Genomic DNA, 22799 nt, shown 5'->3' with positions numbered 1-22799 from the left:
TCGGGGAAAGATTGCCGGGAAGTGCTTGCGCGGCGCATGACAGCGGCCTAGTTTGTCGTTCGCCGAACAAACGCGTGATGGCTGTCACAACGACGACCGCGGCGGGCCGACAGGGGAGGAGCCCCAGGTGCGTGCTCTCCACCCGACCGTGGCCCCCGCTGCCGACCAGCTCACGCTGCGTCGCGCCGGCCTCGGCCTGGTGCTGCGCCACCTGCGCGACCACGGCCCCCGCTCGCGGGCCCGCCTCGCGGGCGACCTCGGCCTGAACCGCTCGGCGGTCTCGAGCCTGGTGGCCGAGCTGGCCGAGCGCGGCCTGCTGCGCGACGGCGAGGTGGAGCGCGGCGGCGTCGGCCGGCCCGGCACCGCCGTCGAGCTCGACGGTCGCACGGCGTGCGGTCTCGGCGCCGAGATCAACCTGAACCACCTGGCCGCGATGGCCGTCGACCTGCGGGGCCGCGTCGTCGCCGAGCACCGGCTGCCCCTCGACGTGACCGGGCTGGCCCCCGAGGAGACGGTCGACCGTCTCGTCGAGCTCGTCCGGCGCACCGCCGCCGACGCCGACCGGGAGGTCGTCGGGCTCACCGTGGGCGTGGCCGGGCTGGTCGACAGCGCCCTCGGCGTGCTGACCCTCGGCCCCAACCTCGGTTGGCGCGACGTCCCGGTCGCGGCGATGGTGCGCGACCGTCTGGGCGCCGACCACCCCGTGCACGTGGACAACGAGGGCAACCTCGCCGCGCTCGCCGAGGTCACCCCCGGTGACGCCGAGCGGCGCGACGTCGTCGTGGTCTTCGGCGAGGTCGGCATCGGCGGCGGCATCGTGTCCGACGGCCGGCTGCTGCGCGGACGTCGCGGGTACGCCGGGGAGCTCGGCCACCTGGTCGTCCAGGCCGACGGGCGCCGGTGCGGCTGCGGCCGGACCGGCTGCTGGGAGACCGTGATCGGCCTGCGGGCCCTGCTCGACGCCGCCACCGACAGCGACGACCCGGTGCGCGACCCCGCCCTGGCGCTGGAGGGCCGGCTCGCCGAGATCAACCGCCGCGCCGACCTGGGCGACGCGCGCACCCTGGCCGCGCTCGACCGCGTCGGCGGCTGGGTCGGCATCGGCGCGGCCCTGCTCGCCAACGCGCTGAACCCCTCCGCGATCGTGCTGAGCGGCTACCTCGCCGCCGTGGGCCACCACATGCGCCCCGCCATCGAGGCCCAGCTGGCCGCCGGTGTGCTGGCCACCGACGCCGGCGGCACCCGCGTCGAGCTCTCGACCCTCGGTTCCACCGCCGCCGTGCGCGGGGGAGCCCTCGCGGCCCTCGAGGCCGTCCTCACCGACCCCACCCGGGTCGGCCGCCTGGTCCCTGCCGCTGGAGGAGCCCGCTGATGTCCACGACCACCCCCCAGGTGCCCGCGCCGGGCGCGACGCTGCTGCAGATGAGCGGCATCGTGAAGGAGTTCCCGGGCGTGCGGGCCCTCGGCGGCGTCGACCTCGACGTGCGCGCCGGCGAGGTCCACTGCCTGCTGGGGCAGAACGGCGCCGGGAAGTCCACGCTGATCAAGGTGCTGTCGGCCGCCTACCAGCCCGACGCCGGCACCATCACCTGGGACGGCGCCGAGACCCGGCTGACCACGCCGATGGCCGCCATGCGCCTGGGCATCTCGACGATCTACCAGGAGCTCGACCTGGTGCCCGGCCTCAGCGTCGCGGAGAACGTCTTCCTCGGCCACGAGATCTCCCGCGGCGGGTTCTCCCAGCGCTCCACGGCCAACCGCACCACGCGGGAGCTCCTGCAGCGCCTCGGCCACCCCGAGATCTCCGCGACGCGTGCCGTCGGCGAGCTGTCACCGGCCGCGCAGCAGATCGTCAGCATGGCCCGCGCGCTCTCCCACGACACCCGGCTGCTCGTCCTCGACGAGCCGTCGGCGGTGCTCGACCAGGGCGAGGTCGACAACCTGTTCCGCGTCATCCGCAGCCTCACCGACGAGGGCGTCGCGGTCGTCTACATCTCCCACCGCCTCGAGGAGATCCGCGAGATCGGCGACCGGATCACCGTGCTCAAGGACGGCATCACGGTCGCCACCGGCCTGGCGGTCGCCGACACCCCGACCGCCGAGCTGATCCGGCTGATGACCGGCCGCTCCATCGAGTACGTCTTCCCGCCGCGCCCCACCACGCCCACCTCCACCGACGTCGTGCTGGAGGCCCGCGGCCTCGGCCTCGCCGGTGTCTTCGCGGGCGTCGACCTCACCGTCCACGCCGGCGAGATCGTCGGGCTCACCGGGCTGGTGGGTGCCGGGCGCTCGGAGATCCTCGAGACCGTCTACGGCGCCCGCCGGGCCACCGCCGGGACCGTCAGCGTCGACGGGTCCCGGCTGCGCCGCGGCTCGGTCACCTCCGCGGTCAAGGCCGGCATCGGCCTGGCGCCGGAGGAGCGCAAGAGCCAGGGCCTGCTGCTCGACCAGGCCGTCTACCGCAACATCACCGTCTCCTCGCTGGGCCGCTTCGCGCGCGGCGGGTTCCTCGACAGCGGCGCCGAGCGGCGTCGCTCCGAGGAGCTCACCACCTCTCTCGACGTGCGCCCCACCGGTGTCACGCGGGCGGTGCGCACGCTCTCGGGGGGCAACCAGCAGAAGATCGTGCTGGCGCGCTGGCTGCTGCGCGAGTGCCGGGTGCTGCTGCTCGACGAGCCCACCCGCGGCGTCGACGTCGGCGCCCGCAGCGAGATCTACCAGCTGGTCCGCACCCTGGCCGACGCCGGCGTCGCCGTCGTCGTGGTCTCCAGCGAGGTCGAGGAGGTCCTCGGCCTGGCCGACCGTGTCCTGGTCATCCGTGAGGGCGCGGTCGTGCACGAGTCCGCCGCCGCCGACATCGACGAGTCCCGGGTCCTCGACCTGGTGATGGAAGGAAGAGTGGCATGAGCGAGAGCACCACCGACCGCACCACCGACGGGCCCGGCCACGTCGCGGTCCCGCCCTCCGAGCCGAGCAGCGACACCGCCCGCGTGGAGGTGCTGGCGCACGAGACCGCGCGCCCGAGCAGCGGGGGACTGGCGGTGCTGCGCAGCAGCGCCGGTCGCAACCTCGGCCTCGTCGTCGCCCTGGGCGCGCTGTGCCTGGTCGGCACCGCGACGGCCGGCGAGCGCTTCGCCGACCTCGACAACCTGCTGACCATCCTGCGCCTGGCCTCGGTCATCGGCGTGGTCAGCATCGGGATGACCTTCGTCATCACCGGCGGCGGCATCGACCTGTCCGTCGGCGCCATCGTCGCGCTGTCCTCGGTGTGGTGCACCACGCTGGCCACTCAGACGATGGCCAACGACGTCCACTGGATCGTCATGGTGGGCGCTGCGCTGGCCGTCGGAGCGGGCTGTGGGCTGGTCAACGGCCTGCTCGTCGCCTACGGCGGGATCGCCTCGTTCATGGTCACGCTGGCGATGCTCGCCAGTGCCCGCGGCCTGGCCGAGATCATCTCCAACCGGCGCACCCAGATCGTCGAGGTCCCCGGGTTCTCCGACTTCTTCGGCGCCGACGTCCTCGGCGTCCCGATGATCGTCATCATGTTCGCGCTCGTCGCGATCGCCGGGTGGGTGGTCCTCAACCGCACCACCTTCGGCCGCCGCACCCTCGCGGTCGGCGGCAACCCCGAGGCCGCACGCCTCGCGGGCATCCACGTGCAGCGCCACACCGTGCTGCTCTACGTCCTGCTCGGGGTCCTGTGCGGGGTGGCGGCGATCATGATCGTCTCCCGCACCAACACCGGCAGCTCCACGCACGGCACCGGGCTGGAGCTCAACGCCATCGCCGCCGTCGTCGTCGGCGGCACCCTGCTGGCCGGTGGTCGCGGCACCATCGTCGGCACCGTCTTCGGGGTCCTGCTGTTCACGACGCTGACCAACGTCTTCACCCTCAACGACCGCCCGACCTCGGAGCAGGCCCTGCTGACGGGCGCGATCATCGTGATCGCCGTGCTGCTCCAGCAGCGCCTGGCCTCGCGCAGGACCACCTAGCCGCCCGCCCGCCGGGCGACGAGCCCCAGTACCCGGCACCACCCGCTCTCGCACCACCCACCTCACCACCAGCGCACCGGCGTGAGCCGGTCGCCCACGTCCCAAGGAGCCCAGATGTCCCTGCACCGCCTCTCGCGCACCCGCCGCGCCGGCACCACCGTGATCGCCGGTCTCGCGGTCCTCGCGCTCGCCGGCTGCACCAGCAACACCGCCGAGTCGGACGACGACACCGCCTCGGGCGGCACCTCGACCGCCGAGGCCGGCTCCAACGACGAGGCCGGCGACGAGGTCGTCATCGGCTTCTCCGCCCCCGCCGCCGACCACGGCTGGATGGCCTCCATCACCGAGTCGGCCCGCAAGGCCGCCGAGTCCTACGAGGACGTCGACCTGCGCGTCGCCGAGGGCACCAACGACGTCAACCTGCAGATCAGCCAGGTCGAGACGTTCATCAACGACGGCGTCGACGCCATCGTGCTGCTGCCCTTCGACGGCGCCGCGATGACCCCGGTGGCGCTCCAGGCGATGGAGGCCGGCATCCCGGTCATCAACGTCGACCGCGAGTTCGACGACCCCAACGCCGCCCGCGTCACCGTGCTCGGCGACAACTACGGCATGGGCGTCTCGGCCGGCACCTACATCTGCGAGCAGCTGGGTGACAACCCCGACGCCGTCGTCGCCGAGATCGCCGGGATCGACTCGCTGCCGCTGACCCAGGACCGCAGCCAGGGCTTCGAGGACGCGCTCGGCGAGTGCGGGCTCGACGTCGACAACCGCGTCCCTGCCGACTTCACCGTGGAGGGCGGCGAGGAGGCCGCGTCCAACCTGCTGCAGGCCGCCCCGCAGATCGACGCCATCTGGAACCACGACGACGACCAGGGCGTCGGCGTCCTGGCCGCCATCGAGAACGCCGGCCGCGACGAGTTCTTCATGGTCGGCGGTGCCGGCTCGGCCAACGCCATGCGCTCCATCCAGGCCGGTGACGGCGTCCTGCAGGCCACCGTCATCTACCCCTCCACCCAGGGTGCCGACGGCGTGAAGCTGGCCCGCCTGCTGGTGCAGCAGAAGGCCATGACGGACCTCGTCGAGGTCGAGGTGCCCCGCGAGGTGCAGCTCTACGCGCCGGTCGTCACCAGCGACAACGTCGAGCAGTTCATCGACACGGCCTTCGAGTCCTGAGCAGGTGACCCCGGGCCGGCCCGTCGCCGGCCCGGGGTCACGAACCACGACGCGTGCCCGCCCGGCCCTCCGGGTGCCGGGCGGGCACGCCCCACCTCCAGCGACAGGAGCAGCCCCGAGATGAGCACCACGACCGGCACGATCGCCGTGGGGATGATCGGCCACGCCTTCATGGGCGCCGCCCACTCCCAGGCCTGGCGCACCGCCCCCCGCTTCTTCGACCTCCCGCTGGCCCCGACGATGAGCGTGCTCTGCGGCCGCGACGCCGAGCGCGCCGCGCAGGCCGCCGAGCGCCTCGGCTGGGCGAGCAGCTCGACCGACTGGCGCGCGGTCGTCACCTCCGACGAGGTCGACCTGGTCGACATCTGCACCCCGGGCGACACCCACGCCGAGATCGCGATCGCGGCGCTCGAGGCCGGCAAGCACGTGCTCTGCGAGAAGCCGCTGGCCAACAGCGTCGCCGAGGCCGAGGCGATGGTCGAGGCCGCCGCCCGGGCCGCCGAGCACGGCGTGCGCGCGATGGTCGGGTTCACCTACCGGCGGGTGCCGGCGATCGCCCTGGCCCGCCGCCTGGTGGCCGAGGGCCGCATCGGCGAGGTGCGCCACGTGCGGGCGCAGTACCTGCAGGACTGGATCGCCGACCCCGAGGCGCCGCTGTCCTGGCGCCTGGAGAAGGACCGTGCCGGCTCCGGTGCCCTGGGCGACATCGGCGCCCACGTCATCGACCTCACCCAGTTCATCACCGGCGACACGGTGCGGGAGGTCTCGGGCCAGCTCGAGACGTTCGTCAAGGAGCGCCCGCTGGCCGCCGAGCACGCCGGGCTGTCCGGCACCGCTTCTACCGAGCGGGGCGCGGTCACCGTCGACGACGCGGCCGCCTTCCTGGCCCGCTTCACCGGCGGCGCCCTGGGCGTCTTCGAGGCCACCCGCTTCGCGACGGGTCGGAAGAACGCCATCCGCATCGAGGTCAACGGCTCGCGCGGCAGCCTCGCCTTCGACTTCGAGGACATGAACGTCCTGCACTTCTTCGACGCCACCGAGCCCGACGACACCGCCGGCTTCCGCCGGATCCTGGTCACCGAGCCCGACCACCCGTACGTCGGCGCCTGGTGGCCCGCCGGCCACGGGCTCGGCTACGAGCACGGCTTCACCCACCAGGTCGTCGACCTGGTGCAGGCCGTCGCCGACCGCACCGACCCCACGCCGTCGTTCGCCGACGGCCTGCAGGTGCAGCGGGTGCTGGCCGCGGTCGAGACCAGCTCCGACACCCGCAGCTGGCAGCAGATCCCCGCCTGACCCGGCGGCGGGGTCCCCCGCCGCCCGCACCACGACCCCGACCCGCCCGTCCCGTCGTACGCCCCTGGAGGCCCGGACATGCCCCGACCGATCACCCTGTTCACCGGCCAGTGGGCCGACCTGCCGCTGGAGGAGGTGGCGCGCCTGGCGTCGGGCTGGGGCTACGACGGCCTCGAGCTCGCCTGCTGGGGCGACCACCTCGACCCCTGGCGGGCCGCCGAGGACGACGCCTACGTGCGCGACCGGCTCGACCTGCTCGAGCGCCACGGGCTGCAGCTGTTCGCCATCTCCAACCACCTCAAGGGCCAGGCCGTCTGCGACGACCCGATCGACGCGCGCCACCAGGCGATCCTGCCGGCGCGCATCTGGGGCGACGGCGACGCCGAGGGCGTGCGCCAGCGCGCCGCGGAGGAGATGAAGATGACCGCCCGGGCCGCCCAGCGCCTCGGCGTCGACACCGTCGTCGGCTTCACCGGCTCCTCGATCTGGAAGTACGTCGCGATGTTCCCGCCCGCGACCGAGGAGATGGTGGCCGCCGGCTACCGCGACTTCGCCGACCGGTGGAACCCGATCCTCGACGTCTTCGACGAGTGCGGCGTGCGCTTCGCCCACGAGGTGCACCCCTCGGAGATCGCCTACGACTACTGGACGACGGTCGCGGCGATGGAGGCCATCGGCCACCGCGAGGCCTTCGGCCTGAACTGGGACCCCAGCCACTTCGTGTGGCAGGACCTCGACCCGGTCGGCTTCCTGTGGGACTTCAAGGACCGGATCTACCACGTCGACTGCAAGGACGCGAAGCGGCTGACCGGCAACGGCCGCAACGGCCGGCTCGGCTCGCACCTGCCGTGGGCCGACCCCCGCCGCGGCTGGGACTTCGTCTCGACCGGGCACGGCGACGTGCCCTGGGAGCAGTGCTTCCGGATGCTCAACACCATCGGCTACACCGGCCCGATCTCCGTGGAGTGGGAGGACGCCGGCATGGACCGCCTCGTCGGTGCTCCCGAGGCGCTCGAGTTCGTGCGCCGCCTCGCCTTCGACGCCCCCGACGCCGCCTTCGACGCGGCCTTCAGCACCGACGACTGAGCCCCCCGGCTCGCCCCCGCCCCGACGGCCACCCGGCCCGGGACCAGCCCGACGAGAGGAACCCCCATGTGCTTCGGATTCGACGGTGACGCAGCGCTGCAGCGCTCGCTCGAGACGCGCGGCGCGAGCCGGCGCAGCCTGTTCCGCGGGGCGGCGGCGGCCGGCGTCGCCGGCGCTGCGGCCACCACGACCGGCCTCGTCGGGGCGGCGTCCGCGTCGGCCGCGACCGTCCCCCCGCGGGGCCGCGGCGGCGTCGTGCCCCACCGCAAGATCAGCATCCAGCTCTACACGCTGCGTGCGGCCCTCGGCGGGGAGCCCGGCTTCGACGCCGTGCTGCGCCGCCTGGCCCAGTACGGCTACGAGAAGGTCGAGCTGGCCGGCTACTACGGCCGCAGCGCCGCGGAGCTGCGCACCTTCCTCGACGAGATCGGCATCCGGGCTTCCTCCAGCCACGACGGCATCAGCCCCGACCGCGCCGCGGCCCGCGCCAAGCTCGACAACGCCGTCACCCTGGGCCAGGAGTACGTCAACGTGCCCTACCTCGCCTCCGACGACCTCGCGCAGTGGCAGCAGTGGGTCGAGCAGATGAACGTCGAGGCCCGGATGGCCCGGCGCCGCGGCCTGCGCTACGGCTACCACAACCACGCCCACGAGTTCACCACCGACCTCGGCGGCGGCACCACGCCCTGGGACGTGCTGACCGAGGGCCTCGACCCCGAGCTGGTCCACCTCGAGATCGACCTCTACTGGGTCTACACCGCCGCCGTCGAGCTCGCCCACCCCGACCCCGACCGGTTCGTCGGCAACACGATCCGCCGCGCGCCGCAGCGGGTCCGGCAGTTCCACGTCAAGGACCGGGACGGCGAGAGCGGCGACATGTGCGACCTCGGCACCGGCGTCGTCGACTTCGCGCGGATCTTCCGCCGCCACACCGTGGAGGAGTACATCGTCGAGAACGACACCCCCGACGTCACCCCGCTCACCAGCGCGGCGGTCGGCCACCTCTACCTCGACCACCTGGAGTACTGAGGGCGGGCGCGCCCCCGGAGCGGGCCTCGGGGATCAGGCCAGCCCGGCCAGGTCCTTGAGGTCGGCGAGGATGTCGTCGAAGCGGGCGGCCAGCGACAGGTGGCCCTCGTCGTCGAACAGGTGGGCGCGGGCGCCCGGCACGTGCGCGGCCAGCCACTCCCCGTGGGCGTAGGGCACCATCGCGTCCTCCCGGCCCTGCCACACCGCCACCGGCACGGTGATCGCGGCGGGGTCGAAGCCCCAGGGAGCCACCGCGGCGAGGCCGTCGTCGCGCACGCCGACGACGCCCTGGGCCGCGGCCCGGCCGAACGACGCGTGCAGCCAGCGGGTGTAGCCCTCGTCGAGCGCGGCGCGGTCGACCGGGGTGAGCAGCTCGCCCATCGACTCCGCGAGGTCGTCGACCGAGGCGTGCAGCACCGGCAGGAACTCTGCGGTGAGGTAGTCGGCGTAGGGCTGCGCGCCGGCGCGGGCGGCACCGTACTCAGCGACGTTCTCCGGGGCCATCCCGGCGGTCCAGTCGAGGCCCTCGCCCTCGTACGGCGCGACGCCGGCCAGGCTCGCCGCGGCGCGGCAGCGACCGGGCAGCCGCGCGGCGCAGCCCAGCGCCCGGGGGCCTCCGCCCGACCAGCCGAGCGTCACGAACTCACCGATCCCGAGGTGGTCGAGCACGGTGACGGAGTCGGCCACGTCGTCGACCATCCGCGGCGGGCCCTGCTCGGGGCGGCGCGGGCTCGAGCCGCCGTACCCGGCGCGGGAGAAGGTCACCATCCGCAGCCCGGCGGTGCGCGCGGCCTCGTCGACGGCGGGGTAGGGGGTGGCGGCGGACGGCGAGCCGTTGTGGAACAGCCACGGGAACCCGTCGGGGTCGCCGCCGGTGAGCACCTCGAGGGTGCGGCCGTCGGGGGCGGTGATCTCCTGCAGCGGGTCGGTGTCGGGGCTCATGGCCACGACGCTAGCCACCCCGTCCCCAGGCCCGCCTCGCCGCGGTCGGGGGTGTCGGCGCGCGCGGCTAGGGTTCTGGGGTGCCGCAGACCCCCACTCCCGCCGACAGCCCGGTGACCAGCGTGCTCTCCGCCGCGGTGGCCGCCCTCGGCGGCAGCGAGCGCGCCGGCCAGGTGGAGATGGCGCAGGCGGTCTCGCGGGCGCTGGAGAGCGAGGAGCACCTGCTGGTGCAGGCCGGCACCGGCACCGGCAAGTCGCTGGGCTACCTCGTGCCCGCGCTGGTCCACAAGGGCCGGGTCGTGGTCGCGACCGCCACCCTCGCCCTGCAGCACCAGCTCGTCGAGCGCGACCTGCCCCGCCTGGTCGAGGCGGTCAAGGACCAGCCGGGCGTCGACCCGTCGTACGCCGTGCTCAAGGGCCGCTCCAACTACGCCTGCCTCCACCGCGTGCGCGAGGGCGTGCCCGACGACCAGGGCGCGCTGGTGCAGATGCCCGAGGGCTCGATGGGCCAGAAGGTGCTCGAGCTGCGCGCCTGGGCCGAGCGGGAGGCCGAGGGCGGCGGCCACGGCGAGCGCGACGCCGCGCCGCGCCACACCGACCGGGAGTGGCGTCAGGTCAGCGTGGGCCACCGCGACTGCCTGGGCGCCACGCGCTGCCCCTTCGGCCAGGAGTGCTTCGTCGAGCTGGCCCGCGAGAAGGCGCAGCGCTCCCACCTGGTGGTCACCAACCACTCGCTGCTGGCGATCGACGCCGTCGAGGGCGTGCCGATGATCCCCGAGTACGACGCCGTGGTGATCGACGAGGCCCACGAGCTCACCGCCCGGGTGACCCAGGCCGCCACCGACGAGCTCACCGTCGGCGACGTCGAGCGCGCGGCCCGCCGTTCGCAGCGCCACGTCGACGGCTCCGAGGCCGACGACCTCGCCGACGCCGCCGGCGCACTGCGCGACGCGATGGCCGAGGCGTCGCCGGGCCGGTTCGAGACGCTGCCCGACCAGCTCTCCGACGCCCTCCAGCTGGTGCGCGACGCCGCCCGCACCTGCTTCTCGGCCTACCCGCGCGAGCAGAAGGAGGCCGGCGAGACCGGCGACGCCGGACGCGCGCAGGCCAAGGGGTCGGTGCAGGAGGTGTTCACCACCGCGGAGCGGATGGCGGCCCTGGCCGAGTCCGACGTGCTGTGGCTCAGCGAGGGCGGCACCGGCGCCCAGAGCCGCATCCCGCCGCGGCTGTGCGTGGCGCCGCTGCAGGTGTGGGGGCCGATGCGCGACAAGCTGCTGGCCGACAAGACCGTGGTCTTCACCAGCGCGACCCTGATGCTGGGCGGCGACTTCAGCAACGTCGCCACCGGCGTCGGCCTCAAGCCGTCGGAGCGCGTCGACGTCGGCACCCCCGTCGGGGGCGGCGACACGCTGCCCTGGCGCGGCATCGACGTCGGCAGCCCCTTCGACTACGGCCAGCAGGCGATCCTCTACGTCGCGCGCCACCTGCCGCCCCCCGGGCGCGACGGGCTCGGCGCCGCCCAGCTCGACGAGATCGTCGACCTCGTCGACGCCGCCAACGGGCGCACCCTCGGGCTGTTCTCCTCGCGCCGCGCCGCCGAGGCGGCCGCTGAGGTGGTGCGCGAGCGGCTGCCCCACCTCACCACCCTGGCCCAGGGCGACGCCCAGCTGCCCGAGCTGGCCAAGCAGTTCGTGGAGGACCCCCACACCTGCCTGTTCGGCACGCTCAGCCTGTGGCAGGGCCTCGACGTGCCCGGCGAGACCTGCCAGCTGGTGCTCATCGACCGCATCCCGTTCCCACGGCCCGACGACCCGCTGATGAGCGCCCGGCAGAAGGCCGCGGACAAGGCCGGCGGCAACGGCTTCATGCAGGTCGCCGCCACCCACGCCGCGCTGCTGATGGCGCAGGGCGCGGGTCGTCTCATCCGCACCACCACCGACCGCGGCGTGGTCGCGGTGCTCGACCCGCGCCTGGCCACCGCCCGCTACGGCAGCTTCCTCAAGGCCAGCCTGCCGCCGATGTGGACCACCACCGACCCCGCGGTGGTCCGCAAGGCCCTGGCGCGCCTCGCCGCCGGCTGACCCCACCGGGCCGTGCGCCGGTCGAGCAACCAGCAGCGCCGGCGACCAGCGTCGCCGAGACCTCCGCGGCCCGCACTCAGACCCGGGCGCGCCCCTCGTAGAGCCGCGAGCCCGACGCGAGCCCGAAGAACGACGCGACCGTGGGGGCGACGTCGATGGTGCGAGCGTGGGCCGAGGAGGCCTGGCGCCGCGGCACCCGGGGGTGCCCGCCGCCGACGAAGAACGGGATCGCCCGGGTGGCGGGGTGGCCGTGGTTGCCGGGGATCGGGTTCGAGGTCATCGGGTCGGGGTCGCTGAAGCGCCAGCCGGCGCGGCAGAACACCACGACGTCACCGGCCTCCGGGCCCAGCCGCAGCCACTCGGCGCGGCGGTCCCAGGCCTTCAGCACGCCCTCCACCTCGTCGGCGATCGCGCGGATGCGACGTACGGCCTCGGCTCGCTGGCCGGCGGGGCCGGTCCAGTAGACGAGGTCGGCGCCGCCGTTGTCGGCGATCACGAACTTGCCGGCCAGGAACGGGTCGGCCTCCAGCGGCGCCTGCAGCGACACCACGTCGGTCGGCGTCGACCAGTCCATCGAGTGGTCGGCGAGCACGACGACCATCGAGTGCTCCCAGCGACCCGACGACTTGAGCTCGTCGACGAACTGCCCGACGAGCGCGTCGGTGGAGGCCAGCGCCGTACGACGGGCCAGCTCCAGCGTGGTGCCGGTGAGGTCGGAGTGCCCGAACCGGTCGATGTCGCCGAGGTTCACGAACATCAGGTGGGGGTCGAACTCCTTGAGCATGTCGAGCGTGGCCTGCATGGTCGCCACGTCGGGGGCGTAGCCGGCCACGGGAATGATCGGCATCGGCTCCCAACGGTGGGTCGCCCGCTCGCCGAAGACGCCGTAGAGGTACTCCTTCGACAGCACGGTGCCGGTGGTCAGGCCGCTGCGGTTGAGCCGCTCGATCACCGTCGGCACCCGGATGTCGGAGGGCCGGTCCATGTCGCGGATGTCGCCGAGCTCGCGGTCGTAGATCGCGTTCGCGGGCACGCCGGTGCGGTCGGGCCGCTGGCCGGTCATCATCATCACGTGGTTGGGGATGGTCTCCATCACCGGCATCGACGAGGCCCGCGGGAACCGCAGGCCCGCGTCGCGCAGCGCGCGGAGGTTGGGGGTGAGGCCGCTCTCGATCTCCTCGGGACGGCACCCGTCGACGACCAGCACGTAGGCGCGCTTGCGGGTGCTGGCGGCCGCGGCGGCCGCGGAGGACGCCGCCCCGGCGAGGCTGGAGAACAGCAGGCCGGAGGCGCCGGCGGTCAGCATCGTGCGCCGTCCGGTGCGGGCCTGGGCGAGGCCGCGGGCGAAGGGCCGGTCGGCACCGGCGACGTCGGTGGTGGGGCAGGCGCCGTCGTGGCGCGTCGAGCCGCACATCAGACGTCACCCACCGGAGCGTCGACGCGCTCGACGAGGTTGCTGTTGGCCGGGGTGGCGTACGACACCGACCAGGTGATGGGGGTGTCCCGGTCGTCGCGTTCACCGATCACGAACCAGTCCATCTGCGCCCGCTTCGCCGTCACGTCGAGGACCGAGAAGCCGTGGTCGTCGAAGTTCAGGTACTTGATGTGGCGGTTGTTGGCCTTGATCGTCTCCTCCACGGCCAGCGAAGTGGTGCGCGGCGGGGTGCCGGTGATGTCGTTCAGGTTGTTCGAGGTGACCGAGGTGCACACGAACTCCACGCCGACGGAGTCGCCGACGGCGGGGTAGGTCGACGGGTCGAGCGGCAGCTCGCAGGCCCACCCGGAGTGGATGTCGCCGGTGAGGAAGACGGTGTTCTTCACCTGGTGGTCGCGCAGGTGCTGGAACACCTCGCGGCGGTCGTCGGTGTAGCCGTCCCACTGGTCGACGTTGTACGGCGCACCGTCGCTGGGCAGCAGCCCGGTGACGTCGTTGACCGGCTGCACCAGGTCGTCGGGCAGGTCGGCGAACGTGACCGGCGCGATCATCACCGGGTTGCCCACGAGCTTCCACTGCGGGCGGTGGTCGCGGCTCAGGGAGTCCTTCAGCCACTCCATCTGCTGGCGTCCGGTGATGGTGCGGTCGGGGTCGCTGACCGCGGGGTCGACCGCAGGGGTGGCGACCTGCTGGTCGCGGTAGGTGCGCAGGTCGAGCATGCTCAGCTCGAGCAGCGAGCCGAAGCGCAGCCGGCGGAACAGGCGGGCGCCGTCGCGCAGGTCGGCGGTGCCGTCCATCCGCAGCGGCATCCACTCGTCGTAGGCGCGGTGGGCGCGGGCCCGACGGCGCAGGTAGTCGCCCTCGCCGCCCTCACCGGTGCCGGGGGTGTGGTTCTCGGCGCCCTTGCGCCACTGGTCGTTGGTGACCTCGTGGTCGTCCCAGGTCACGATCCACGGGTAGCGCGCGTGGGCGGCCTGCAGGTCGGGATCGGTCTTGTACTGGGCGTGACGCTGGCGGTAGTCGGCCAGCGACACCATCTCCCGGGCCGGCACGTGCGCCCGGACGTCGACGTTGTCGTTGCCCATGCCGTACTCGCCGGGCCCGTACTCGTAGAGGTAGTCGCCGAGGTGCAGGATGGCGTGGAGGTCGTCGCGCTCCGCCAGCCCGCGGTAGGCGGCGAAGTACCCGGCCTGCAGGTTCGCGCACGACACCACGCCGAAGCGCAGGTTGCCGGGCTTGGCGAAGCGGGCCGGGGCGGTGCGGGTGCGCCCGGTGGGGCTGACCTGGTCGCCCAGGACGAAGCGGTAGTGGTACCAGGTCGCCGGCTCCAGGCCGGTGGCGTCCACCTTCACGGTGTGGTCACGGCCCGGGCCGGTGCCTACCCGCCCGCGGCGCACGATCCTGCGGAACCGGTCGTCGGTCGCGACCTCCCAGCGCACGCTCACCGACGGGCCGCGGCCCGAGCCCGGTGTCGCCGCGACGGTGGGGGTCACCCGGGTCCACAGCACCACCGCGTCGGGCGTGGGGTCGCCCGAGGCCACGCCGTGCCGGAACACCCGGCCACCCGCACGGAGCGGAGCGTCGGGCTCGGACGCCGTGGCACCGGCCGTCGTCGTGGCGGCGGGCAGGCCTACGGCGACGGCACCGGCTGCGCCCGTGGCGAGCAGCGTGCGTCGATGGGGTCGCAGGTCGACCTGGGCGTCGGCGGGCGACGAGGAGGGGCGGTCAGGGGTGGTCACGATCCATTCAACGACGCGCCGTCACCCGCGTCATGGCCGCAGGCGGGTGGCCACCAGGTGTTCACCCGGGAGCCACCGGCACGCCGTGACCAGGCGGGGGCTCAGCCCCGGACGGCGCGGCCGGCCACCGTGAAGCGCAGGTCGTCGTCTCGCGAGCGGCCCTGGCAGGAGAAGCCCGCTTCGGGGGCCACGCCGCACCGGTAGCGCCTGCTGGCGTTGACCAGGGTGACCTCGACCTGGCGCACGGCCGCAGCGGAGAAGCCGGTGTTGACCCGGCCGTCGCCGTCGGCGCCGAGCCGGAGCAGCCGCGTGGTCGGCCGACCGCTGGTCGGCACGACGGTGAGGGCGACCTCGGTGCCGCGGGCGCTCACCGGCAGGTCGAGCGTGAGCGCGAGCTTCCACCCGGTGTCGAGGCCCGCACCGGGGGTGAACCGGTGGGTGGCGCTGCTGAGGTGGTCGAGGCGCACGGTGCGGCGCCCGGTGGAGCGCTGTGTCGGCGACAGGGTGGCGCTGCGCCACAGCGGGGCGGTGGGGTAGCGCTGCGCGGAGCCCTCCTCGTAGGCCAGGCCGGGGCGTCGGTTGTCGGCGGCGAAGCGGGCGTAGGCGTCGCGCAGTGCGACATCCCGCTCGCCGAGCGCACCGGCCACGGCCTGCACCGAGTACTCGTCGGGACCGCCGACGGCGCTGTCGGCGCGCTCCCAGGCGCGGCGGACCAGCGAGGGGAGCTCGCCGGTGCTGGCGGGCAGCGCCTCGGTGAGGTGGCGGAAGAAGATCCAGTCGCCGTATACCCGCAGGTCGCTGTCACCGTCCATCGAGGCCCGCGGTCGGCCCAGCGGACCGGAGCGCAGGTAGGTGACGTTGTCGTCGACCGCGTCGTAGACCTCGTCCTCGGCCCAGGTGGCAGTGGCCTCGATGAACCACCCGTCCTCGTCGGCGTCGTAGGCGAACTGCACGGCGTGGAAGTACTCGTGGGCCGCGGTGACCTGCAGGTTCTCCAGCGGGGTGTGCGCCGGGAACTGGCCCGAGCGGAAGTCGTTGTCGAGCACGCAGTACGCAGGCACGTCAGCGGCGCGTTCCCCGGTGGGGATGGCCCGGTCGGAGGTGCAGTAGCCGTAGATGCTGTCGCCACCCACATCGACCAGGTAGACGTCCGTGAGTGGGCTCCCGCCCTTGGCGCCGTCGGGCTTCGGGGCCCGGTAGCCCGCGGCCACGTAGGTGTCGTGCACCTTCTGCAACGTGGCGAGCGTCGTGTCGACGTAGGCGGGCACGGTGCTGACGTCCTCGTCGTCTGCCACCTTGTCGGAACTGCGCTCGACCCAGTGCACGCAGACGTTCGTGCTGCACGTGGAACCGGGTTCGCCAGCGCTGGCGCTGTAACCGGAGCCAAACGGGTCGGCTGTGCCGTCACTGGGCCGCGCGAGGTAGCTGCGCGCCGTCGCGCGGTCGGTCGGCGACAGCGCGGGCAGGCTGCGGGCGAGGTCACGCAGGGCCTCGGTGGCCTCGACGTCGGGGTCGGTCGCCGGGGTCGCGTCCGGGTCGAGGAGCTCCTCGACCGTCTCCAGCGCCTCCGCGGCCTGGGCCGGGGTCACCTCGCCGGTCGCCTCACCGACTACCTCGACGGCCTCGCTCGCTGCACCGCCAGCAGGGGCGTCGACCGGGTCGGCCGCGGCCGGCACCAGCAGTCCCGCGCCCAGGGCGAGGGCGGCGAGGGGGGCGAGCAGGACGGAGGGGGTGCGACGCACGCGGGCTCCCGGGGGTGGGGGACGAGCAGGACGTCCAGCGTCTCACGCGTCACCGACAGCGCCGACTCGGCGGATCCGCACGCGACACTGGGCCCGTCGGTGGTCCGACGGGCCCGGCGCGACGCGGGTGGGGCAGCCCCGGAGCGGGACGGGGCCCGCAGCGGTGGGCCCCGGTGGAGCGGGTCAGACGCGGCGCAGGACCGCGGTGACCTTGCCCAGGATCGTGGCGTGGGTGCCGTCGATGGGCTCGAAGGAGTCGTTGTGGGGGAGCAGCCAGACCTGGCCGTCCTTGCGCTGGAAGGTCTTGACGGTGGCCTCGCCGTCGATCATCGCGGCGACGATCTCGCCGTTGTTCGCGGTCGGCTGCTGCCGGATGACGACGTAGTCGCCGTTGCAGATCGCGGCGTCGATCATCGACTCACCCGACACCTCGAGCAGGAACAGCTGACCGTCGCCGACGAGCTGCTTGGGCAGGGGGAACACGTCCTCCACCCGCTGCTCGGCCAGGATCGGGCCACCGGCGGCGATGCGGCCGACGACCGGCACGTACGTCGCCGCGGGCATCGCGTCGCCCACACCGGTCTCGTCGAAGGACGACTCCTCCGCCGCGGAGATCGAGCGGCGTGCGGCGAGCACCTCCGGCAGGAACACCTCGAGCGCACGCGGGCGGTTGGGGTCGCGCTTGAGGAAGCCCTTCTCCTCGAGCACCTTCAGCTGGTGGGCCACGCTGGAGGTGCTGGTCAGCCCCACCGCGTTGCCGATCTCGCGCATGCTCGGGGGGTAGCCCCGCTTCTCGATCGCGTCGCGAATCGTGGCCAGCACGCGCAGCTGGCGCGGGGTCAGGCCCGTCGCGTCGGGAGCACCTTCGGGGAACTCGGACACCGTGCCCCCCACCTCGTTCGTCGCCATCGTCCACCTCTCTGCTCCGGCACGGCTGGCGCCGGCCCGGTCCTCGTGCCCCGCCCGGGTGCGTGGGTCCGGGTGGAGGTCGTGCGTCGCCCGGCGGGGGCGACGTGCCTCACCCTGCCAGTCGCGCCGGGCGACTTCAAACACCTGTTCGAACGGCGTGTCGCGCCCGTCCCCGTCGCCGGCGCGGATCCGGTCGAACATCCGTTCGTCTGGACCCTTGCGCGGTGTCGAACACCTGATCTACTCTCGCTCATGTGTTCGATCGAACGTGTGGTCGACTCGGCCACTCCAGGCGGTCCGCCAGGACTGTCGGTGGCGCCCGTTAGACATCAGCGTGACCGACCGAGCCCCACCCGAGGCCGACCGCCACTTCCCCAGGAGGTCCCCATGAGCACGATGACCCTGCACCCCGTCCACGCCCCGACCGTGCGGCTGACCCGCCGCGGCCGACTGGTCGTGTTCACGCTCTCCCTGCTGGTCGTGCTCGCCGTCGGGGTCTGGCTGGCCGCCGGCTCCGTGGCCACCTCCCAGGCCCAGCCCACCGAGGTCATCACCGTCGGCACCGGTGACACCCTGTGGGACATCGCGGCCGCCACCTCCGCCGACGGCGACCTGCGTGGGGCGATCGCGGAGATCCAGACCCTGAACGACCTCGACGGCGGCCTGGTGATCGCCGGCCAGCAGCTGCGGGTCCCCACCAGCTGATCCACCCGCCGGCAGCGCCACGCGCCCGGCCACTGACCTCACCAGCCGCTTCGACCCCGGCTGGTGAGCTGGGGAAGACGAGGGGCGGGCCCATCGGGCCTGCCCCTTTCCTGTCCCCCGGGAGCGAGCAACGACCGCAGCGCTCGGTGGTTGAGGAGCGAGCGCAGCGAGCGTCTCGAAACCACCGAACCGACGACCAGGCCTCAGCGCGAGGCCCGCCGCCCACCAGGAGCAGTGGCGGGACCACCGTCCGCGTCGTCCGCGTCGTCCCCCGAGGCCGGCGACCCGCCGGACGGGGGAGCGGTGATCCCCAGCGCCCGCAACAACCGGGCGACGAGCACCAGTCCGACGAACAGGCACGCGACGGCCCCTAGCGAGGCCAGGGCGAGGAACCACCACGCGCGGACGTCGCCGTCGCGGGCGGTGGTGCCGAAGTCGATCGCGGCGTACACGAGGTAGCCCCACGCCACCACCGACAGCGTGACGGCGAGGGCGAGCAGGAGGAGTCGCGGCTGGAACGTGCGGGGCGGCTTGGCGGCTCGGCGCGAGCCTGCTCGTCTCCCCGCGCTGCTCACCGGGTCATTGTGTCCGACGTGCCCGCCCGGCGCAGCGGGACGCGCAGGTCGGAGCGGGAGATCAGGAGGCGTCGCGCCCGCCACCACCGCTCGGCCGCCCGGCGGAGCGGCCTGGACGCCCGCGACACGCCCGTGACGGACCTGTCCGGACCGCCGGGCGAGCGGTCCGCGGCGCGCTGACCTGCGGCTTTGCGGCGGCAGCGAAACGCCCGGCGCGCGACTCGCCGAACAGGTTGCGCCCTGCCCTCGACGGGCGTACGGTTCCCTACATCTAGTAGTTACACCGGTGTAGTTATCCACATCTAGTGCACAGGCCAGGGGTGGAAGCCCCACAGGTCGAAGCGTGTTCTACACAGGAAGAGCCCGGTTATCCACACCGACTGCACACCCCCACGGGGTGTCGGGTCGGTGCGGGGCCGCCAATGAGGGAGAGGAGGACCCGTCGTGCACTGCCCGTTCTGCCACCACGCCGACACCAAGGTCCTCGACTCCCGCGTGGCCGAGGACGGCGGGTCGATCCGTCGACGTCGCCAGTGCCTGGAGTGCAAGGAGCGGTTCTCCACCGTCGAGCTCATGCAGCTCGCCGTGGTGAAGCGCTCCGGTGCCACCGAGCCGTTCCACCGCGACAAGGCCGTCGCCGGCGCCCGCAAGGCCTGCAAGGGCCGTCCGGTCACCGAGCACGACCTCGCCTGCCTGGGCCAGGCCGTCGAAGACACCGTGCGCGGTCGCGGCCAGGCCGAGGTGCCGGCCCACGAGGTCGGCCTGGCCATCCTCGCGCCGCTGCGCGAGCTCGACGAGGTCGCCTACCTGCGCTTCGCGTCGGTCTACAAGGCCTTCGAGTCCGCCGAGGACTTCGAGGCCGAGATCGCCGAGCTGCGCACCCAGCGCGCCGAGCAGCTCACCGAGCTGGTCGACGGCGCGCCCACCCCTGCCCCCACCGGGTAGGGCCCACAGACCGCCCGGCAGGTGGTGGGGAAGCCACCTGCCGGGCGCACCACCTCTTCCCCGGGGCCCGCCCACGCGACCCCGTGACTGTCGGTGGTCGCCGCGACCATGGACGTCGCCCCCCGCACCACCGCAGCGCCACCCCCCGCACGCCACACACCGCGCCCCGCGCACCGCCGAACCAGGGAGACCAACCGAATGACCGAGACGATGAGCGGCGCCCAGACCGGAGCCGCGTCCGCAGGCAAGGGCCTCAGCTTCGAGCGGGTGTTCAGCACCGCCGGCGTGCACCCCTACGACGAGCTGACCTGGGAGCGCCGCGACGTCGTCCAGACCAACTGGAAGACCGGCGCGACCGTCTTCGAGCAGAAGGGTGTCGAGTTCCCCGACTTCTGGTCGGTCAACGCCTCCACCATCGTCACCACGAAGTACTTCCGCGGCGCCGTCGGCTCCGACGTGCGCGAGCAGAGCCTCAAGCAGCTCGTCGACCGGGTCGTCACGTCCTACCGCAAGGGCGGCGAGGACAACGGGTACTTCGCCAGCCCCGCCGACGCCGAGGTCTTCGAGCACGAGCTGACCTGGCTCCTGGTCCACCAGTACTTCTCGTTCAACTCCCCGGTCTGGTTCAACGTCGGCACCCCCTCGCCCCAGCAGGTCTCGGCGTGCTTCATCCTCTCCGTCGACGACTCCATGGACTCGATCCTGAACTGGTACAAGGAGGAGGGGTTCATCTTCAAGGGCGGCTCCGGCGCCGGCCTCAACCTCTCCCGCATCCGCTCCTCCAAGGAGCTGCTCTCCTCCGGCGGCACCGCCTCGGGCCCCGTGTCGTTCATGCGCGGCGCCGACGCCTCCGCCGGCACCATCAAGTCCGGTGGCGCCACCCGCCGCGCGGCGAAGATGGTCGTCCTCGACGTCGACCACCCCGACATCGAGGAGTTCGTGGCGACCAAGGCGCGCGAGGAGGACAAGATCCGCGCGCTGCGCGACGCCGGCTTCGACATGGACCTCGGCGGCGAGGACATCACCTCGGTGCAGTACCAGAACGCCAACAACTCCGTGCGGGTCTCCGACGAGTTCATGCGCGCCGTCGAGGACGGCACCGAGTTCGGCCTGCGCTCGCGCAAGGACGGCTCGGTCATCGAGACCGTGGACGCCCGCGAGCTGTGGCGCAAGATCGCCACCGCCGCGTGGGAGTGCGCCGACCCGGGCCTGCAGTACGACGACACCATCAACGACTGGCACACCAACCCCGAGACCGGCCGGATCACCGCGTCCAACCCGTGCTCGGAGTACATGTCGCTCGACAACTCCTCGTGCAACCTCGCCAGCCTCAACCTGCTGAAGTTCCTCAAGGACGACGACACCTTCGACGGCGAGCTGTTCGCGAAGGCCGTGGAGTTCATCATCACCGCGATGGACATCTCCATCTGCTTCGCCGACTTCCCGACCGAGTCGATCGGCCAGACCACCCGCGACTACCGCCAGCTCGGCATCGGCTACGCCAACCTCGGCGCGCTGCTGATGGCGATGGGCCTGGGCTACGACTCCGACGGCGGCCGGGCGATGGCCGCGACCATCACCTCGCTGATGACCGGCACCTCCTACAAGCGCTCCGCCGAGCTGGCCGGCGTCGTCGGCCCCTACGCCGGCTACGCCCGCAACGCCGACGCCCACAAGCGGGTCATGCGCAAGCACCAGGCGGCCAACGACACTGTGCGCCCGGTCCACCTCGCCGACGGCCAGGTGCACAAGCTGGCCACCGCCGCCTGGGCCCAGGTGCAGGAGCTCGGCGCGACCCACGGCTTCCGCAACGCGCAGGCCTCGGTGCTCGCGCCCACCGGCACCATCGGCTTCATGATGGACTGCGACACCACCGGCATCGAGCCCGACTTCTCGCTGGTGAAGTTCAAGAAGCTGGTCGGCGGCGGCTCCATGCAGATCGTCAACCAGACCATCCCGCGTGCCCTGCGCAAGATGGGCTACCAGCCCGAGCAGGTCGAGGCGATCGTCGCCCACATCGCCGCCGAGGGCCACGTGATCGACGCCCCCGGCCTGCGCCAGGAGCACTACGAGGTCTTCGACACCGCGATGGGCGCCCGCTCGCTCAAGCCGATGGGCCACGTGCGGATGATGGCGGCCTGCCAGCCGTTCCTCTCCGGTGCGATCTCCAAGACCGTCAACCTCCCCGAGACCGCCACGGTCGAGGAGATCGAGGACGTCTACTTCCAGTCGTGGAAGCTCGGCCTCAAGGCCACCGCGATCTACCGCGACATGTGCAAGGTCGGCCAGCCCATGTCGTCGGGCAAGGGCGAGAACAAGGGCACCGACTCCAACAAGGCCGCCGACGCCCCGACCGCGCCGGTCGAGACCAAGGTCGTCGAGAAGGTCGTCTACGCCCCCACCCGCAAGCGCCTGCCGAAGTCGCGCGTCTCGCGCACCACCTCCTTCACCGTGGGCGGTGCCGAGGGGTACATGACCTCGGGTGCCCACGACGACGGCGAGCTGGGCGAGATCTTCCTCAAGCTCGGCAAGCAGGGCTCGACCCTGGCCGGCGTGATGGATGCGTTCTCGATCGCGGTGAGCATCGGCCTGCAGTACGGCGTGCCGCTGGAGACCTACGTCTCAAAGTTCACCAACCTGCGCTTCGAGCCGGCCGGCCTCACCGACGACCCCGACGTGCGGATGAGCCAGTCGATCATGGACTACATCTTCCGCCGTCTGGCGCTGGACTACCTGCCCTACGAGGAGCGCCAGGGCATGGGTATCTACTCCGCCGACGAGCGCCAGCGCTACCTCGAGACCGGCTCCTACGAGCCCGTCGAGGAGACCGGTGGTGCCGCGGAGCTGATCGAGGACGCGCCCGTCGCCTCCGCCCCGGTCGTCGAGCCCGAGACCGACACCGTCGAGGGTGTGGTCACCCACGACACGACCGGCGCCTCGCAGCGTGAGGTCCCGGCGCAGCCGGCCAAGGAGGCCCACACCTCCGCCGAGCTGATGGAGAAGATCACCGGCACCGCGATCGACTCCCCGCTCTGCTTCACCTGCGGCACCAAGATGCGCCCCGCCGGCTCCTGCTATGTCTGCGAGGGCTGCGGCAGCACCTCCGGCTGCAGCTGACACCAGCTCCAGCGACGGGCCCGACAC

Annotated in this window: 17 protein-coding genes; 11 read left to right on the top strand and 6 right to left on the bottom strand. The window is 73.0% G+C overall.

Annotated elements, in window-relative coordinates; genetic code table 11:
- Positions 1 to 127: 127 nt before the first annotated feature.
- The 7 genes from AC4OR8_RS15085 to AC4OR8_RS15055 all read left to right on the top strand — a co-directional run bounded on the left by AC4OR8_RS15085 (position 128) and on the right by AC4OR8_RS15055 (position 8582).
- On the top strand, positions 128 to 1372 hold the full coding sequence (locus AC4OR8_RS15085; RefSeq protein WP_492166381.1) for an ROK family protein: 1245 nt from the start codon (positions 128 to 130) through the stop codon (positions 1370 to 1372).
- On the top strand, positions 1372 to 2907 hold the full coding sequence (locus AC4OR8_RS15080) for a sugar ABC transporter ATP-binding protein (RefSeq protein ID WP_492166380.1): 1536 nt from the start codon (positions 1372 to 1374) through the stop codon (positions 2905 to 2907). The genes AC4OR8_RS15085 and AC4OR8_RS15080 overlap by 1 nt, the downstream gene beginning before the upstream one ends.
- Positions 2904 to 3995 carry an ABC transporter permease gene (locus tag AC4OR8_RS15075; protein ID WP_492166379.1) on the top strand — a complete coding sequence of 364 codons (1092 nt, stop codon included), beginning with the start codon at positions 2904 to 2906 and terminating at the stop codon, positions 3993 to 3995. Before AC4OR8_RS15080 ends, AC4OR8_RS15075 begins: the two co-directional genes overlap by 4 nt.
- 114 nt (positions 3996 to 4109) lie before the next feature.
- Entirely contained in the window at positions 4110 to 5171 is a 1062-nt protein-coding gene (locus AC4OR8_RS15070; protein WP_492166378.1) for a substrate-binding domain-containing protein, read from the top strand.
- 120 nt (positions 5172 to 5291) lie between these two features.
- Complete coding sequence (locus AC4OR8_RS15065; protein ID WP_492166377.1) at positions 5292 to 6467, top strand: Gfo/Idh/MocA family protein; 1176 nt, start codon at positions 5292 to 5294, stop codon at positions 6465 to 6467.
- Between the two features lie 78 nt (positions 6468 to 6545).
- On the top strand, positions 6546 to 7553 hold the full coding sequence (locus AC4OR8_RS15060; RefSeq protein WP_492166376.1) for a sugar phosphate isomerase/epimerase family protein: 1008 nt from the start codon (positions 6546 to 6548) through the stop codon (positions 7551 to 7553).
- A 66-nt stretch (positions 7554 to 7619) separates the two neighbouring features.
- A complete protein-coding gene (locus AC4OR8_RS15055) occupies positions 7620 to 8582 on the top strand; it encodes a sugar phosphate isomerase/epimerase family protein (RefSeq protein ID WP_492166375.1) in 963 nt (320 codons plus the stop codon).
- A gap of 33 nt (positions 8583 to 8615) precedes the next feature.
- On the opposite strand, the gene AC4OR8_RS15050 is transcribed toward AC4OR8_RS15055, so the two are convergent.
- Complete coding sequence (locus AC4OR8_RS15050; RefSeq protein ID WP_492166374.1) at positions 8616 to 9524, bottom strand: alpha/beta fold hydrolase; 909 nt, start codon at positions 9522 to 9524, stop codon at positions 8616 to 8618.
- A gap of 80 nt (positions 9525 to 9604) precedes the next feature.
- Here AC4OR8_RS15050 and AC4OR8_RS15045 point away from each other — a divergent pair, with 80 nt between their 5' ends.
- Entirely contained in the window at positions 9605 to 11605 is a 2001-nt protein-coding gene (locus AC4OR8_RS15045) for an ATP-dependent DNA helicase (RefSeq protein ID WP_492166373.1), read from the top strand.
- 76 nt (positions 11606 to 11681) lie between these two features.
- Here the strand turns inward: AC4OR8_RS15045 and AC4OR8_RS15040 are convergent, their stop codons facing one another.
- The 4 genes from AC4OR8_RS15040 to lexA all read right to left on the bottom strand — a co-directional run bounded on the left by AC4OR8_RS15040 (position 11682) and on the right by lexA (position 17430).
- Positions 11682 to 13019 (bottom strand): alkaline phosphatase family protein, encoded by a 1338-nt coding sequence (locus AC4OR8_RS15040; RefSeq protein WP_492166372.1) that lies wholly within the window; start codon positions 13017 to 13019, stop codon positions 11682 to 11684.
- Complete coding sequence (locus AC4OR8_RS15035) at positions 13019 to 14779, bottom strand: alkaline phosphatase D family protein (RefSeq protein WP_492166371.1); 1761 nt, start codon at positions 14777 to 14779, stop codon at positions 13019 to 13021. Before AC4OR8_RS15035 ends, AC4OR8_RS15040 begins: the two co-directional genes overlap by 1 nt.
- A gap of 101 nt (positions 14780 to 14880) precedes the next feature.
- Positions 14881 to 16521 (bottom strand): MXAN_6640 family putative metalloprotease, encoded by a 1641-nt coding sequence (locus AC4OR8_RS15030; RefSeq protein ID WP_492166370.1) that lies wholly within the window; start codon positions 16519 to 16521, stop codon positions 14881 to 14883.
- 183 nt (positions 16522 to 16704) lie between these two features.
- Positions 16705 to 17430 carry a transcriptional repressor LexA gene (gene lexA / locus AC4OR8_RS15025; protein ID WP_492166369.1) on the bottom strand — a complete coding sequence of 242 codons (726 nt, stop codon included), beginning with the start codon at positions 17428 to 17430 and terminating at the stop codon, positions 16705 to 16707.
- A 387-nt stretch (positions 17431 to 17817) separates the two neighbouring features.
- Between lexA and AC4OR8_RS15020 the strand changes: the two genes are divergently transcribed.
- Positions 17818 to 18135, top strand: a complete 318-nt coding sequence (locus AC4OR8_RS15020; protein ID WP_492166368.1) for a LysM peptidoglycan-binding domain-containing protein — start codon at positions 17818 to 17820, stop codon at positions 18133 to 18135.
- Between the two features lie 203 nt (positions 18136 to 18338).
- On the opposite strand, the gene AC4OR8_RS15015 is transcribed toward AC4OR8_RS15020, so the two are convergent.
- On the bottom strand, positions 18339 to 18710 hold the full coding sequence (locus tag AC4OR8_RS15015) for a hypothetical protein (protein WP_492166367.1): 372 nt from the start codon (positions 18708 to 18710) through the stop codon (positions 18339 to 18341).
- A 444-nt stretch (positions 18711 to 19154) separates the two neighbouring features.
- Here AC4OR8_RS15015 and nrdR point away from each other — a divergent pair, with 444 nt between their 5' ends.
- The gene (gene nrdR, locus AC4OR8_RS15010; protein WP_492166366.1) at positions 19155 to 19655 is read left to right on the top strand and encodes a transcriptional regulator NrdR; all 501 of its coding nucleotides are present in this window, start codon (positions 19155 to 19157) and stop codon (positions 19653 to 19655) included.
- Between the two features lie 198 nt (positions 19656 to 19853).
- Positions 19854 to 22772: a vitamin B12-dependent ribonucleotide reductase gene (locus AC4OR8_RS15005; protein WP_492166365.1), complete on the top strand. Its 2919-nt coding sequence runs from the start codon at positions 19854 to 19856 to the stop codon at positions 22770 to 22772.
- Positions 22773 to 22799 lie beyond the last annotated feature (27 nt).

The organism is Nocardioides sp. FY1077 (genome assembly GCF_058681775.1).
Note: the sequence above shows the minus strand (reverse complement) of the source record. Positions and strands in the feature narration are given on the sequence as shown.